Consider the following 12,892-nt stretch of genomic DNA (forward strand, 5'->3'; position numbering starts at 1 on the left):
AGTTGACCCATGAGCAACCAAACGGACCCCGAGGACAAATTTCCGCCAACGACGCGGAACGAGAATCTACGGAATGAAACTGCTCGTGACCAAGCCTTCGCCAATAGCGAGCCCACGCGCGCCTTCGATCAGACGCCGGCGCCGTATGCCGAGCGGGACTATGCGCCGGTGGCCGACGCTTCGGTGCTGGATCCACGCCTGACGGATCCGCGCCTGACCGACCAGCAGACGGCCGTGGCCAGGGAGAAGGAACAGTTCGGCGGCATCAAAGTGGGCTCGGCCTTTTTCGGCTGGCTCGCTGCCACCGGCATGGCCGTCCTGCTCACAGCCTTTGTGGCCGCAGCCGGAACCGCGGTAGGCCTGGCGAACAACACCGACGTGAACGAGGCCGTCAACCAGGTGACGACCAACGGCGCCGTCGGGCTGGTGGGCATCATTGTCCTGCTGGTGGTCCTGTTCGTCTCCTACTACTCCGGCGGCTACGTTGCCGGCCGGATGGCCCGGTTCAACGGCGCCCGGCAGGGTTTTATGGTGTGGATCTGGGCGCTTATTGCCGCGGTGGTGATTGCTCTGCTGGGCATCATCGCCGGCCAGCAGTTCAACGTCCTGGCCAACCTGAACAGCTTCCCCCGGATCCCCATCAACGAAGGCGAACTGACGCTCACCAGCATCATTGCCGCCGTTGTGGTGGCCCTGGTCGCGCTGGTGGGTGCCGTGCTCGGCGGCCTGGCGGGCATGCACTTCCACCGCAAGGTGGACCGGGCAGGCTTCACGCCGGACGAAACGTACAACGGGGGCTAGGCGAGCATCACGGCGTCGACGTAGTACCAGCGGCGGTTCTCGCGGACGAAGCGGCTGGTTTCGTGGTGGACTCCGCGTTCGCCGTTGTGCCGGAAGTGGGCTTTGAACTCCACGGTCCCCTCAGTATCCAATGGGCCGCCGCGGCTCGTGGACAGAACGTCCAGGCGGCGCCACTCCATGGCCGGGTCCAGGTCCAGGTCCGAAGGTGCAGTATCCGGGTGCCAGGTTTTCCGGAGGTATTCGGCGTCCAGCAGGACAAAGGCGCTGTAGCGGGAGCGCATCAGCTGCTCCGCCGTGGCGGCTTCGGCCCCGCCATTATGGAACCGCCCGCAGCAATCCGCGTAGGCCTCGCCGGACAGGCAAGCGCAGGGGCCGGCGTCGATCGGATTCTCGGGCATGGTGCTCCTGTCGCGGTTGTCCGGACCTTGTGGGTCCCTTCCGACTATAGGCCGCGGCCGGTGTGGTCATATCCGGTAACAGCTTCGAAACAACCTCGGACGAACCCCGCCCGGGAGCGGCAGGACCGAAAAATAGTCCGTAAGGTGGAGGAGGGCTGTTGCCCGTGGTGATGAGTGCCGGGACGGACTCCGCCGCCGGCAGAGAGGAGAGATGACGTGGGAGATTCAACGACGATCGCTCTCAACCTGACTTTTTTCGGCACGCTCGGCCTGGCGCTCCTGATGTTCCTGGGCCTGTTCCTGCTGGTGGTCATCACCTTGCTGCTTGCGGGCGCCGGGCGGCTGTTTGTGCTGACCGTAATGGCCCTCTTTGGGCGGCTCCCCAAACACGAAGCCCTCCCCCTGGTCCGCCTGACCGGGGAGTCCGTGCCGCCGTCGGGCGCCCCCGTTGAAACGCACGACGACGGCGCTGCCGCCCCGGCCGCAGTGAGCGCGCCGCGCGACTGGCGCAAAGCCCTTCAAGACGCCCGCACCTTCCTGAAACCCTCCGAACTCCGGCCCCGCTTCCACCATGCGGTGGAGCATCACCCGCTGCTCACCGCGGCCCGCAAGGAACCCCCGGTGCTCGCCGAGGACTGGGCTGCCGCGGTGGCCGAAGCGGATGCCCGGGCCATGGCGCGCGCCCGGGCCGCCGTCCCCGAAATCAAGATCTCGGTCCGCGATCTTCCCGGCCCCTCCGTTCCCGCAGCGAAGGTGGAAGCGGTGGCTCCGTTGGTGGAGTCGGCGCTGCACCAGGACAACCCTGCGCGGGACAATTCCAACCGCGACCCCAGCCGTGAGAGCGCCGGCCTTGGGGCCGCCCGCTCCTTCACGAAGCCGCCCGCCCCCGCGCCCCTGTCCCTGCTGGACACCGGCTCGCTGGTGTCGTTGTCCGGCCACGCGAACGTCCTCAAGGCCAAGCTGCCTGCCGACCGGAGCTGAGGACCGTGCGGCTCCCGGGCCGTCACAAACCGTCACTGCCCCGGCCCGCGTTACCCCGTGCTACGAAAAGCGAAGCACCATGGCGCTTTCCTGCAGCACACCGCCGAATTTGTGTAGCGTCGTGACGATCCACAGCAATCCGCGTGGGAAATCGATCGTGAGGAGCCGGGGAATGAGCCTCAGCGAACTTCGTGTGTTCGGGCGGTCCGGCGCGGATGAAAGCATCCGCATCATCCAGACCGGATCGATCTGCACCAGGCGAACCGGCCGGACTACAACACCGACGTGCTCGAGACCATCACCGCCCTGAACGACCTCATCCGGCAGGGAAAGATCCTCTACTACGGCACCTCGGTGTTCACCCCGGCGCAGCTCGTGGAAGCCCAGTGGCTGGCCACCACGAACCACCTGATCCCGCCCGTTGCCAACCAGGTCCCCTATTCGATGCTGGTCCGCGGCAACGAGCGCGATGTCCTGCCCATCGCGCAGCAGTACGGCCTGGGCGTGCTGGCGTACGGTCCGCTGGCCGGGGGGTGGCTGTCCGGCGAGTTTGTCCTCGATGCCGGGAAACCGCCAACCCGCGTCCATTCACTCCCGGGACGCTACGACATTTCCGGGCCGTCCAGCGAACGGAAGCTGCATGCTGCGGACGCGCTGGCCCGGCTGGCCGACAAGCTGGAAATCTCGCTCGTGGAACTGTCCGTCGGGTTCGCGCTGAACCACCCCGCCGTCAGCAGTGTGATCATCGGCCCGCGCACCGAGGACCATCTCAAGGCCTATCTCAAGGCAGCGGACACCCTCCTGGGGGAGTCCGTGCTGGATGCAATCGACGAACTGGTGCCGCCCGGGACCAACTTCGTGGAGCGCGACGCCGGGGCGATAGTGCCCTCCCTGGAGTACGCGGAACTCCGCCGCCGCTGATCGCGGGGGCGGCCGCAACGCCGTCGTGCGTTTGCGGAAAGCCCTTTCCCTAAATAACTATCTCCGCTAGCGTGGAAACCATGGAATTCAGATACCTCGGAAACAGCGGCCTCAAAGTCTCGGAAATCACGTTCGGCAACTGGCTGACGCACGGCTCGCAGGTGGAGAACGACGTCGCCACCCAGTGCGTGCGGGCCGCGCTCGACGCCGGCATCAGCACGTTTGACACGGCGGACGTCTACGCCAACACGGCCGCGGAGACAGTCCTCGGTGAAGCGCTGAAGGGCGAGCGCCGCGAGTCCCTGGAGATCTTCACCAAGGTCTACGGCCCCACCGGCCCCAAGGGCAAAAACGATCTGGGCCTGTCCCGCAAGCACATCATGGAATCGATCAACGGTTCGCTCAGCCGGCTCCAGACGGACTACGTGGACCTCTACCAGGCCCACCGGTACGACTTCGAGACGCCACTGGAAGAGACCATGCAGGCGTTCGCGGACATCGTCCGGCAGGGCAAGGCGCTGTACATCGGCGTCAGCGAATGGACCGCAGACCAGCTCCGCGACGGCCACGCGCTGTCCAGGCAACTGGGTTTCCAGCTGATCTCCAACCAGCCGCAGTACTCCATGCTGTGGCGCGTCATCGAGGCTGAGGTTGTGCCGGCGTCGGAGGAGCTGGGCGTGTCCCAGATCGTCTGGTCCCCCATGGCGCAGGGCGTGCTGAGCGGCAAGTACCTCCCCGGCCGGCCTTCGCCTGCGGGCAGCCGCGCCACGGATGACAAGGGCGGGGCCAAGATGATCCAGCGCTGGATGCGTGACGACGTCCTCGCCGGTGTCCAGGACCTCAAGCCGATCGCCTCGGAAGCCGGGCTCACCATGCCGCAGCTTGCGGTGGCCTGGGTCCTGCAGAACCCGAACGTGGCCTCCGCCATCGTGGGCGCGTCACGCCCCGAGCAGATCGCTGACAGCGTGGGCGCCGCGGGTGTGGTCCTGGAGCCTGAGGTCCTGAAGAAGATCGACGACGCCATCGGCTCACTCGCGGAACGCGATCCGGCGCAGACCAAGTCCCCCGCCACCCGGGAAGCCTAGGAGCAGCCTTCGAAGTCCGTGAGCACTTTGACCTTGTCCGCCGAGGCCGAGGTGGGGTCGAACGTGTAGCCGATCCATTCGCGGGCCAGCCTGCTGGCCAGTTCCACTCCCACAACCCGCTGCCCCATGGTGAGGACCTGGCAGTCAGTGGACAGGACGGACCGCTCCACGGAGAACGAATCATGGGCCGTCGTGGCGCGGATTCCGTCCACCTTGTTGGCGGCAATCGCCACACCGATTCCCGTGCCGCAGAACAGAATGGCACGGTCGGCACGCCCGTCGCGGATCAGCTCTCCTGCCGCGATGCCCACGTACGGGTAGGGCCTGACGAAGTCCGCCGGGGCATCGCTCCGGTTGACCCCGATGTCGATGATTTCGCTGATCCTCGGGTCGTCCTGCAGGTCGGCCAGGATGCGGTTTTTGTAGTCGACGCCGGCCTCATCGGCGCCGAGGACCAGGCGCAGTCCCGGGGTTGCTGGAATGGGGGTTGCTGGGTCCATGGTCATGAAAGCGCCCTTTGCGGTCTGGTTGGATGTGATGCGTGATTGGCTGGAGCCGGGCTGGCCCGAACCTGCCAGGAAGGGCCCCATGACGGTGAAAATCATGGCGAGGGACGTTGCTCCGGGGTCCGGCGTGCCCAGGCTCTTCTCCGCCAGTGGCCGCGCCCGTCCCTTCAGTGGGCGGAGTGCGGCCGTGGCCTCGGCCGCCGCCACAGCGTCAAGGGCCGCGGAGGCCCAGGCCTGACGCGGTTCTGCACCCTCCTGCACCAGCCGGGTGAAGGCTTCCGTGAACGGCAGGAGCGCATCCACCATGGTCTTGTCGCCCGGTCCGGCCTTCCCCAGGTCAGTGATTCTGGCAGCGAAGGCGCTCATTCCGGCCGCCAGTTCCTCGGCGCCAGGGACCCTGTGGTTCCCCAAGGATTCGCCCAATGCGCGGAGCCCCGCACCCCATAGAACCCCGGAGGTGCCGCCGGCCTTGTCTGCCCAGGCGTCACCGGCGGCGACCAGGACCGAGCCCGCCCCGGCACCTCGGGTACCGGCCGCGGCGCCTGCCGTGGCGGCGGCGTCGATCCCGCGGACCATTCCGCGGCCGTGGTCACCGTCGCCGGCCACGGCATCGAGGTCCCCCAGCCGTGATTCGGCCGCATGCAGCGATTGGCGGGCGGCTTCGAGCGCCGCAACGCACTGGACGGCGTAGGTGCGGGAGTCGGCGTCGGCCTCGAATGGCGCATCGGCCGTCCCGGCGTCGGACGTTTCCTCGCCGGAGGCGTCCCCTGACTGAACGGCGGCAGTTCCCCGGCGGTACGCAGGGGTTTCCGCCGGCGCCGTCCAGAGCGGTTCCAGCTCCGCATCCAGCCAGGTGATGGTGAGGGAGACGCCGGACATGTCGAGGCTGGTGACGAGCTCGCCCACCTCGGGCATCACCAGCGTGTAGCCGGCGTCCCGCAGGAGCGGGGCCACGGTCAGCCAGAGGACAAAGAGCTCCTCGTGCTTAGTGGACCCCAGCCCATTGAGGATCACCGCGAGCCGGTCGCCGGCGCCGGGCGGGGTTTCGGCCAGCAGCCGGGCCACAAATTCCTGCCCGAGTTCCTTGGCGGACGGCAAGTCAGTGTCGAACAGACCGGGTTCGCCGTGGATTCCCAAGCCGAGGCCCATCTGCTTGTCCTGAAGCGCAAACAGCGGGGCGTCGGCGCCGGGGAACGTGCAGCCGTGGAAGGCGCTGCCGATGGTCCTCGTCAGGCTGTTGGCCTTCCGGCCCAGGCGGACGACGTCGGCCAGGTCAGCGCCCGCCTCAGCTGCAGCGCCCATGATCTTGAAGACCGTGAAGTCACCGGCGATGCCGCGGCGTTTGTCGGATTCCGACGGCGGTGCGCTGGCGATGTCGTCGGTGACCAGGACGTTCTCGACCTGGATCCCTTCGGCGGCGAGGCGTTCGCTGGCCATGCCGAAGTTCATCACGTCCCCGGCGTAGTTGCCGTAGGTGAAGATGACGCCGGCGCCCGAATCCGCGGACTTGGCCACGGCGTAGGCCTGCTGCGCCGAAGGCGACGTGAAGATGTTGCCCACCACGGCCCCGTCGGCCAGTCCGGTGCCGATCAGCCCGGCGAACGCCGGGTAGTGTCCGGAACCGCCGCCGGCGAGGACCGCCACCTTGGGCTTGGCGGGGCGGTGGCGCCGCACGGCGCCGCCGGGGACCTGACGCACCAGCCCGGAATGGATGTCGCAGAATCCGGCCAGGGCCTCTTCTGCGAATTCGGAGGGATTGTTGAAAATCTTGGTCATGGTGGGCTCTCTGACGTGGACTTAGTCTTCTGGGTGGAGCGCTGTTAGTGGATGTGGCTTCCGCCGTTGATGTCGATGGTGGTTCCGGTGAGGTACGCGGATTCCTCGGAGGACAGGAACGTGATGACGGCCGCGATCTCTTCGGTGGTGGCGTTCCGGCCCAAGGGGATGCCGGCGTTGATGGCGGCTTCCTGCTCGTCGGTGCTGCCCACGCGGATGTTGGTATCCACGGCGCCGGGCGTGATGGCGTTCACGGTGACGCCGGTGGCGCCGATTTCGCGGGCCAGCGCCTTGGTCAGGCCCAGGATCGCGGCCTTCGCGGCGGAGTAAGGGACCTTTCCGAACACGCCGCCGCCGCGCTGGGCGGAGACCGAGGACATGTTGACGATCCGGCCCCAGCCGTTCTCGATCATGTCCGGCAGGAACGCCTTGGTGACCAGGTAGGTTCCGGTGGCGTTGACGTCCATCACCTTGTGCCAGAGGTCCAGAGTAGTTTCCAGGAACGGGACCGGGGAGGTGATGCCGGCGATGTTGGCCAGGGCGCCCACCGGGGGGAGGATCCCTGCGGTGATCTCCTTCTTTACGGCGGCATAGGCGGCGTTGACGGAGCCTTCGTTGGCGACGTCGATCTCGTGCCCGAATGCCGGCACGTTGAACTCATTGCCGATGTCGGCGGCGACCTTTGCGGACTTCTCGCCGTCCAGGTCCAGGATAACCACCGCCCAGCCCTGGCTGGCGTAGCGGCGGGCGGTGGTGATGCCGATGCCGCGGTCCGAGGTTGCCCCGGTGAGGACGGCGGTGCGCTGGATGGTGGTGTTCATGATGCTCCTTGGATGGTGTGTTGTGTCAGATGAGGTCGGTGATGTAGCTGGCAGCCTTGGCGGCGGCCGCGGGGCGTTCGTCGTGCGTGACGTCGCGGGTTTCGAGCTCGAGGGAGAAGTGGCCGGTGTAGCCGCTCGCCGCGAGGCCGCTGAGCCCGGCGGCGAAGTCTGCCTGGCCGTTGCCGATGCTGAGGTTGATGTTGCCGGGCACGGCATCGCGGAGGTGGACGTGGGAGATCCGGCCCTCGTGGCGGGAGAGGTACTCCAGCGGATCTTCGCCGGCGGCGACAATATGGCTGAAGTCCATAACAATTCCGACGCCGGTATCCGCCAGCCGCCCGGCCAGCAGTTCCGCGCGTTCCAGGTTCCAACAGAACCTCAGGAAGTGCAGGGATTCGGTCCAGAGCTCGACGCCGAACTCCGCCGCCCGCTGTCCGGCATGGATCAGTTGGGCGGCAATTTGGTCCAGGTCCTCGTCGACGCTCCGAACCGGTTCGTGGCTCAGCGCCCCGCACGGAAGGACCAGCGCCTTCGCCCCGGTGTTGGCGGCGAGCGTGAGCAGCGCCTCGAGGTGCCGTTCGCGGGAAACCTGCTGGCCGTCGTCGAGCACTGCGTTGAGATCGCCGATATCTCCGTTGACGGAACGGACGCGCAGGCCGGAGGCGGCAACTTCCGCAGTCACCGCAGTAACGGCAGCTGCATCCAGGTTGTACGGCACGTGATCGCATACTCCCGGGAGGGCGCCGAGATCGATTTCGTCGAATCCCAGGCCGCTGATGGTCCGCAGAGCGGCCGGCAGGTCTTGGTGCCTGAAGCTGATGGACGAGCAGCCGAGTCGGGAATTGAACATCGTCGTTGATCCTCTGAACGAGTGGGTGGTGATGTGAATCACTGTAGATGATTTCATTGTTGACAGTCAACCTCAAACATTGACTGTTGACATTGACGCATGATGCGGGTCACAATGGCATATCATTTGTTAACAGTCGACAGCGACGGTGCGGAAGCGTTCCTCGCTCTTCGAAAGGGATTCAGCAATGAGCAATGAGGCTCTCAAAATGCGCGGCCACGTGCATGGCACAAAGGACGCAAAGCGCGTCGCAATCGGGTCCGGCGTTGGCGCCGTAATCGAGACGTATGACTTCATCGGCTTTGGCACCGCGGCTGCACTGTACTTCGGCACGGCGTTCTTCCCCACCGGGGATCCGGTGACGGGCACGCTGGCAGCCTTCGCCACCCTCGGCGTCGGCTTCGCCGCCCGCCCCATCGGCGGCATCATCGGCGGCCACCTGGGCGACAAGGTAGGACGCAAGCCCGTCCTAGTGGCCTCCCTGATCCTCATGGGTGTGGCCACGTTCCTCATCGGGCTTCTGCCCACCTACGAGCAGGTCGGCCTGCTGGCCCCGGCTCTGCTGGTGTTCGTCCGAGTGGTCCAGGGCCTCGCCTTCGGCGCTGAGTGGGGCGGCGCCATCCTCATGAGCTACGAACACGCGCCTTGGAAGTCCAAGGGCAAGTACACGGGCATCGTCCAAGCCGGCTTCCCGGTTGGCCTCCTGCTTGCGAACCTCGTTTTCCTCGTCAGCGTGAACCTGGGCGGCGAACTCGCCTGGCGTGTCCCGTTCCTGGCCAGCATCGTGCTCGTCGCCGTCGGCCTGATCATCCGTTCGAAGGTCCCGGAATCACCGGTCTTCGACGAGGTCAAGGAAAGCGGCTCCATCGTCAAGTCCCCGATCATCGAGGTCATCAAGACTGACTGGCGCAACATCGTCAAGGGCATCGGCCTGCGCATCGCGGAGACCGCCGGCTATGCCGTGTCTATCACGTACATGATTTCCTACCTCCACACCCAGCACCTGGCCGACAAGACCCAGACCCTCGTGGCCCTCTGCATCGCCTCGGCCATCGGCATCTTCGCCACCATGGCCTGGGCCCGGCTCACGGACAGGATCGGCCGTCGGCCCCTGTACATCTGGTCCACCGCCTTCGCGTTGCTCTTCGGCATCCCCATGTTCCTGCTGGTCAACACCGGAATGTTCCTTGCCATTATCGCCACGGTCGCCATTTCCTACGCTGTCTGCCAGAACTCCCTGGCCGGCGCCCAGGGCGCGTGGTTCCCTGAACTGTTCCAGGCCAAGACCCGCTCCTCCGGCGCCTCGCTGGCCTACCAGATCTCGGCCATGGTTTCCGGGTTCACGCCCTTCGTCACCACCCTGCTCTTCGTTTCCCTGGGCTGGATGGGTCCTGCGATCCTCTTCAGCTTCTACGCGGCCATCGGCCTGTGGGCCGCCTTGGTCACCCGGGAGACCTGGGGCAAGCGCGAGCGCCAGCTCGCGGATGAGGCCACCAAAAGCACCCCCCAGTCGGTGAGCGTCTGATGACCGTGACTCACGAACTGCACACGCACGAACTCCCCCACACGGAACGAATGTCACACGAGACCGATTCAGAACGCCTCGAACGCGTCAGCGCCGCGGCGTACCGGATCCGGCACCATGCCCTGAACATGGGCGAGGTGCAGGGCCAGGGCTACGTGGGCCAGGCCCTCGGCGCCGCGGACATGCTGGCCGCTGTGTACTCGGACCAGCTCCGTTTCCGCGCCGAGGACCCCGAATGGGAGGCCCGGGACCGCTTCCTGCTCTCCACCGGCCACTATGCGATCGGGCACTACGCGGCGCTGGCAGAGGCCGGCATCATCCCCGTGGAAGAACTCGAAACTTACGGCTCGGACGATTCCCGGCTGCCGATGTCCGGGATGTCCACCTACACCCCCGGCATGGAAATCTCCGGCGGATCCCTGGGCCACGGCCTCCCCATCGCCGTCGGCATGGCCCTAGGCCTGCGCTACCAAGGCTCTTCGGCCAGGATCTACAATTTCCTCTCCGACGGCGAACTCGACGAAGGCTCCACCTGGGAAGCGGCCATGGGCGCCCACCACCACCAACTCGGCAACCTCACCGCCATGGTGGACATCAACGCCCTCCAGGCCGACGGCAAAACCGACACCGTCCTCCGCACCGAGCCCGTCACCGAAAAATGGGAAGCGTTCGGCTGGTACACCCAGCGTGTGGACGGCAACAATATGGCCGCGCTCCTCGCAGCGTTCGACAACGCGGCCGCCCAGGCCGCCGCCGTCGGACGTCCCTCCGTGATCCTCTGCGACACCAAAGTGGGCCGCGGCGTCCCTCTGCTGGAGGAGCGCGAAAAGGCGCACTTTATGCGCATCGAAGAACACGAATGGCAGACCTGCCGCGAACAGCTGACCGCAGGATACGAAGGAAAGGACGCCCGATGAGCACCGCAGCCGTTTCCACGGGACCCGCACCGAAGTTGAAGACGTCGGCAATGATCGCGTCCTTCGCCGACCCCGGCCAGAAAACTGCCTCCGCACCGTTCGGGCATGCGCTCGTCAAAGCCGCGCAGGAGAACGACAAAATTGTCGGCCTCACCGCGGACCTCGGCAAATACACCGACATGCACATCTTCGCCCAGGCGTACCCCGAACGATTCTTCCAGATGGGCATGGCCGAACAGCTCCTCTTCGGCGCCGCCGCAGGCATGGCCGAAACCGGGCTCATCCCGTTCGCCTCCACGTACTCCGTGTTCGCCGCACGCCGCGCCTACGACTTCCTCTGCCTCGACAGCGCCGAACCCAACCTGAATGTCAACATCGTCGGCGGGCTCCCGGGCCTTACCACCGGCTACGGACCCAGCCACCAGGCCACCGAGGACATGGCCATCTTCCGCGGCATGCCCAACCTGACCATCGTGGACCCCTGCGACTCGATCGACATCGAGCAGGCCGTCCCCCAACTCGCCGCCAGCGACGGACCCACCTACCTGCGCCTGCTCCGCGGCAACGTGCCCACGGTCCTGGACGAATACGACTACACCTTCGAGCTCGGCAAAGCCAAGGTTCTGCGCGGCGGCAACGACGTTGTCTTCATCTCCTCCGGGCTGATGACCATGCGCGCCCTGCAGGCAGCGAAAGCCCTCGCGGCACACAACGTGGACGTCGCCGTCGTCCACACACCCACCATCAAACCCTTCGACGCCGCCACCGTCCTGGCCGAAATCAACACCGACCGGCTCGCCATCACCCTGGAAAACCACAGCGTGATCGGCGGCCTCTTCGAAACGGTTGCGTCCGCCATCGTCACCGCCGGACTTGGCAAACGCGTGGTGCCGGTGGCGCTGCCGGACCAGTTCCTCGACGCCGGCGCGCTCCCGACGCTCCACGACCGCTACGGACTCACGGTCCAGAAGATCGTGGCAAAAGTGCTCGCCGAGCTGAAGTAGAAGCGTTTCGCCGGAAGCGCGGGGCCGTACCAGCTGGCGCCGCGCTTCTGGCGTACCATCGACAGTTAACACATCGACTGTAAACAGTTGACCACTGACATTGAGGAAGTACCACGATGGCCGGAGCAACGCTGCTGGGACTGCAAAAGAAGAGCCTTCGCGAGCAGGCCCTCTCGGCACTGCGCGCCGCCATCACCAGCGGCGAGCTGGAACCGGGGCGGCATCTGGTGGAAACCGAGCTGTCGGAAATGCTCCAGATCAGCCGCGGCACGTTGCGGGAAGCGCTGCGCCAACTCGAACAGGAAGGCCTCCTCTCCCCCGGGCCCCGGGGCCGGCTTTCCGTCCGGCACCTGGATGAGAAGGAAATCCGCGACATCTACTCCGTCCGGGCAGCCCTTGAATCCCTGGCGGCCCGCACCCTGTGCGAACTCCCGGACCGGGAGCACGTCATCACCTCGCTGCGGGCCGCCATTGAAGCCATGGCCGCCGCAGAGCAGGCCAGCCTGCAGGAACGCATCGAGTCGGATCTGGAATTCCATCGGACCCTGTGCCGCCTGACCGGCAACGAAACCCTGCTGCATTCCTGGGAGTCGCTGGAAGGGTCCATCCGCATGTCCATCATGTTCGCGGGCCGGGACAAGGGTGTGAAGAACATGAGCGTGGACCGGCACTACGACATCGTCACCGCCATCGAGACCGGAGACGCCTCGCTGGCCCGGAACACAATCCGCGAGCACATGGACACCGCTGCTGCGAACCTTGTGGCGTAGGGCAGCGGACTTAGAACAGCCCGGGCAGCCTGCCGCTCGCGGCCGTGTATTTTCCGGGAGGGACCGTAGGAGACCGACGCCGTATACTCGGTGCCAGCCATGACCATCCTTCCGTCCTCCCCCGCCAGCGTCCGCATTGATGCGTGGCTGTGGGCGATCCGCGCCTACAAGACGCGCTCTGCCGCCACCGCGTCGTGCCGGGCCGGGCACGTGCGGCTGAACGGAAGCCCGGCCAAAGCCTCGGCCACTCTGGTCACGGGCGACACCGTCACCGTGCGGATGTCCGGCTTCGAACGCACCCTCGAAGTCCGCCGCCTGATCGCCAAACGCGTCGGCGCAGAGGTGGCTTCGCACTGCTTCACCGACCACACGCCGCCAAGGTCGGTGGCGCCGGCACTGGGCCTCCCGCAGCGCGACCGTGGCGCGGGACGTCCCACCAAGAAGGACCGCCGCGAGATGGAACGGCTCAAGGGCCCCGCAACCTAGGCCCTCGAGGCCAGCAGCGTCGGTACGTGGGGACTGCTGTGAAACCCTTCA

Annotated in this window: 13 protein-coding genes and 2 pseudogenes; 9 read left to right on the forward strand and 6 right to left on the reverse strand. The window is 66.3% G+C overall.

Annotated elements, in window-relative coordinates; translation table 11 throughout:
- The first annotated feature begins 9 nt into the window (after positions 1-9).
- A complete protein-coding gene (locus NG701_RS03030) occupies positions 10-801 on the forward strand; it encodes a M48 family metalloprotease (RefSeq protein ID WP_252564426.1) in 792 nt (263 codons plus the stop codon).
- Here the strand turns inward: NG701_RS03030 and NG701_RS03035 are convergent.
- Positions 798-1,199, reverse strand: a complete 402-nt coding sequence (locus NG701_RS03035; protein WP_252564427.1) for a YchJ family protein — start codon at positions 1,197-1,199, stop codon at positions 798-800. The genes NG701_RS03030 and NG701_RS03035 overlap by 4 nt on opposite strands.
- 216 nt (positions 1,200-1,415) lie before the next feature.
- Between NG701_RS03035 and NG701_RS03040 the strand changes: the two genes are divergently transcribed.
- Positions 1,416-2,180 (forward strand): hypothetical protein, encoded by a 765-nt coding sequence (locus tag NG701_RS03040; protein WP_252564429.1) that lies wholly within the window; start codon positions 1,416-1,418, stop codon positions 2,178-2,180.
- 60 nt (positions 2,181-2,240) lie between these two features.
- On the opposite strand, the gene NG701_RS03045 is transcribed toward NG701_RS03040, so the two are convergent.
- Complete coding sequence (locus NG701_RS03045; protein ID WP_252564431.1) at positions 2,241-2,435, reverse strand: hypothetical protein; 195 nt, start codon at positions 2,433-2,435, stop codon at positions 2,241-2,243.
- On the opposite strand from NG701_RS03045, the pseudogene NG701_RS03050 reads away from it, so the two are divergent.
- Together NG701_RS03050 and NG701_RS03055 are read left to right on the forward strand one after the other, a co-directional pair.
- Positions 2,418-3,101, forward strand: a pseudogene (locus tag NG701_RS03050) (aldo/keto reductase); the annotation flags it as partial. The gene NG701_RS03045 and the pseudogene NG701_RS03050 overlap by 18 nt on opposite strands.
- 80 nt (positions 3,102-3,181) lie before the next feature.
- Positions 3,182-4,186 carry an aldo/keto reductase family protein gene (locus NG701_RS03055; RefSeq protein ID WP_252564435.1) on the forward strand — a complete coding sequence of 335 codons (1,005 nt, stop codon included), beginning with the start codon at positions 3,182-3,184 and terminating at the stop codon, positions 4,184-4,186.
- On the opposite strand, the gene NG701_RS03060 is transcribed toward NG701_RS03055, so the two are convergent.
- From NG701_RS03060 to NG701_RS03075, 4 genes and pseudogenes are all read right to left on the reverse strand, one after another.
- Positions 4,183-4,692: an RpiB/LacA/LacB family sugar-phosphate isomerase gene (locus NG701_RS03060; protein ID WP_305884613.1), complete on the reverse strand. Its 510-nt coding sequence runs from the start codon at positions 4,690-4,692 to the stop codon at positions 4,183-4,185. The genes NG701_RS03055 and NG701_RS03060 overlap by 4 nt on opposite strands.
- Before the next feature lie 51 nt (positions 4,693-4,743).
- Positions 4,744-6,468 (reverse strand): annotated as a pseudogene (locus NG701_RS03065) (dihydroxyacetone kinase family protein); the annotation flags it as partial.
- Positions 6,469-6,512: 44 nt separating this feature from the next.
- A complete protein-coding gene (locus tag NG701_RS03070; protein ID WP_252564437.1) occupies positions 6,513-7,289 on the reverse strand; it encodes an SDR family NAD(P)-dependent oxidoreductase in 777 nt (258 codons plus the stop codon).
- Positions 7,290-7,314: 25 nt separating this feature from the next.
- Entirely contained in the window at positions 7,315-8,139 is an 825-nt protein-coding gene (locus NG701_RS03075) for a sugar phosphate isomerase/epimerase family protein (RefSeq protein ID WP_252564439.1), read from the reverse strand.
- A 187-nt stretch (positions 8,140-8,326) separates the two neighbouring features.
- Between NG701_RS03075 and NG701_RS03080 the strand changes: the two genes are divergently transcribed.
- The 5 genes from NG701_RS03080 (at position 8,327) to NG701_RS03100 (ending at position 12,841) form a co-directional block, all read left to right on the forward strand.
- Positions 8,327-9,664, forward strand: coding sequence for an MFS transporter (locus NG701_RS03080; RefSeq protein ID WP_252564441.1), 1,338 nt, complete (start codon positions 8,327-8,329; stop codon positions 9,662-9,664).
- A gap of 50 nt (positions 9,665-9,714) precedes the next feature.
- Complete coding sequence (locus tag NG701_RS03085) at positions 9,715-10,581, forward strand: transketolase (protein WP_252564656.1); 867 nt, start codon at positions 9,715-9,717, stop codon at positions 10,579-10,581.
- Positions 10,578-11,585, forward strand: a complete 1,008-nt coding sequence (locus tag NG701_RS03090) for a transketolase family protein (RefSeq protein ID WP_252564443.1) — start codon at positions 10,578-10,580, stop codon at positions 11,583-11,585. The genes NG701_RS03085 and NG701_RS03090 overlap by 4 nt, the downstream gene beginning before the upstream one ends.
- Before the next feature lie 116 nt (positions 11,586-11,701).
- Positions 11,702-12,355, forward strand: coding sequence for a GntR family transcriptional regulator (locus NG701_RS03095; RefSeq protein WP_252564445.1), 654 nt, complete (start codon positions 11,702-11,704; stop codon positions 12,353-12,355).
- 99 nt (positions 12,356-12,454) lie between these two features.
- Positions 12,455-12,841 (forward strand): RNA-binding S4 domain-containing protein, encoded by a 387-nt coding sequence (locus tag NG701_RS03100; RefSeq protein WP_252564447.1) that lies wholly within the window; start codon positions 12,455-12,457, stop codon positions 12,839-12,841.
- Positions 12,842-12,892 lie beyond the last annotated feature (51 nt).

Origin of the sequence: Pseudarthrobacter cellobiosi, assembly GCF_023913815.1 — a bacterium.
In the GTDB taxonomy this organism is placed as follows: Bacteria; Actinomycetota; Actinomycetes; order Actinomycetales; family Micrococcaceae; genus Arthrobacter; species Arthrobacter cellobiosi.

Excerpts from the sequence above, each read along its gene's own strand:
- NG701_RS03090 (WP_252564443.1), top strand. The coding sequence starts at position 10,578 with ATGAGCACCGCAGCCGTTTCCACGGGACCCGCACCGAAGTTGAAGACG.
- NG701_RS03060 (WP_305884613.1), bottom strand. The coding sequence starts at position 4,692 with ATGACCATGGACCCAGCAACCCCCATTCCAGCAACCCCGGGACTGCGC.
- NG701_RS03030 (WP_252564426.1), top strand. The coding sequence starts at position 10 with ATGAGCAACCAAACGGACCCCGAGGACAAATTTCCGCCAACGACGCGG.
- NG701_RS03055 (WP_252564435.1), top strand. The coding sequence starts at position 3,182 with ATGGAATTCAGATACCTCGGAAACAGCGGCCTCAAAGTCTCGGAAATC.
- NG701_RS03100 (WP_252564447.1), top strand. The coding sequence starts at position 12,455 with ATGACCATCCTTCCGTCCTCCCCCGCCAGCGTCCGCATTGATGCGTGG.
- NG701_RS03075 (WP_252564439.1), bottom strand. The coding sequence starts at position 8,139 with ATGTTCAATTCCCGACTCGGCTGCTCGTCCATCAGCTTCAGGCACCAA.
- NG701_RS03080 (WP_252564441.1), top strand. The coding sequence starts at position 8,327 with ATGAGCAATGAGGCTCTCAAAATGCGCGGCCACGTGCATGGCACAAAG.
- NG701_RS03070 (WP_252564437.1), bottom strand. The coding sequence starts at position 7,289 with ATGAACACCACCATCCAGCGCACCGCCGTCCTCACCGGGGCAACCTCG.
- NG701_RS03095 (WP_252564445.1), top strand. The coding sequence starts at position 11,702 with ATGGCCGGAGCAACGCTGCTGGGACTGCAAAAGAAGAGCCTTCGCGAG.
- NG701_RS03085 (WP_252564656.1), top strand. The coding sequence starts at position 9,715 with ATGTCACACGAGACCGATTCAGAACGCCTCGAACGCGTCAGCGCCGCG.
- NG701_RS03035 (WP_252564427.1), bottom strand. The coding sequence starts at position 1,199 with ATGCCCGAGAATCCGATCGACGCCGGCCCCTGCGCTTGCCTGTCCGGC.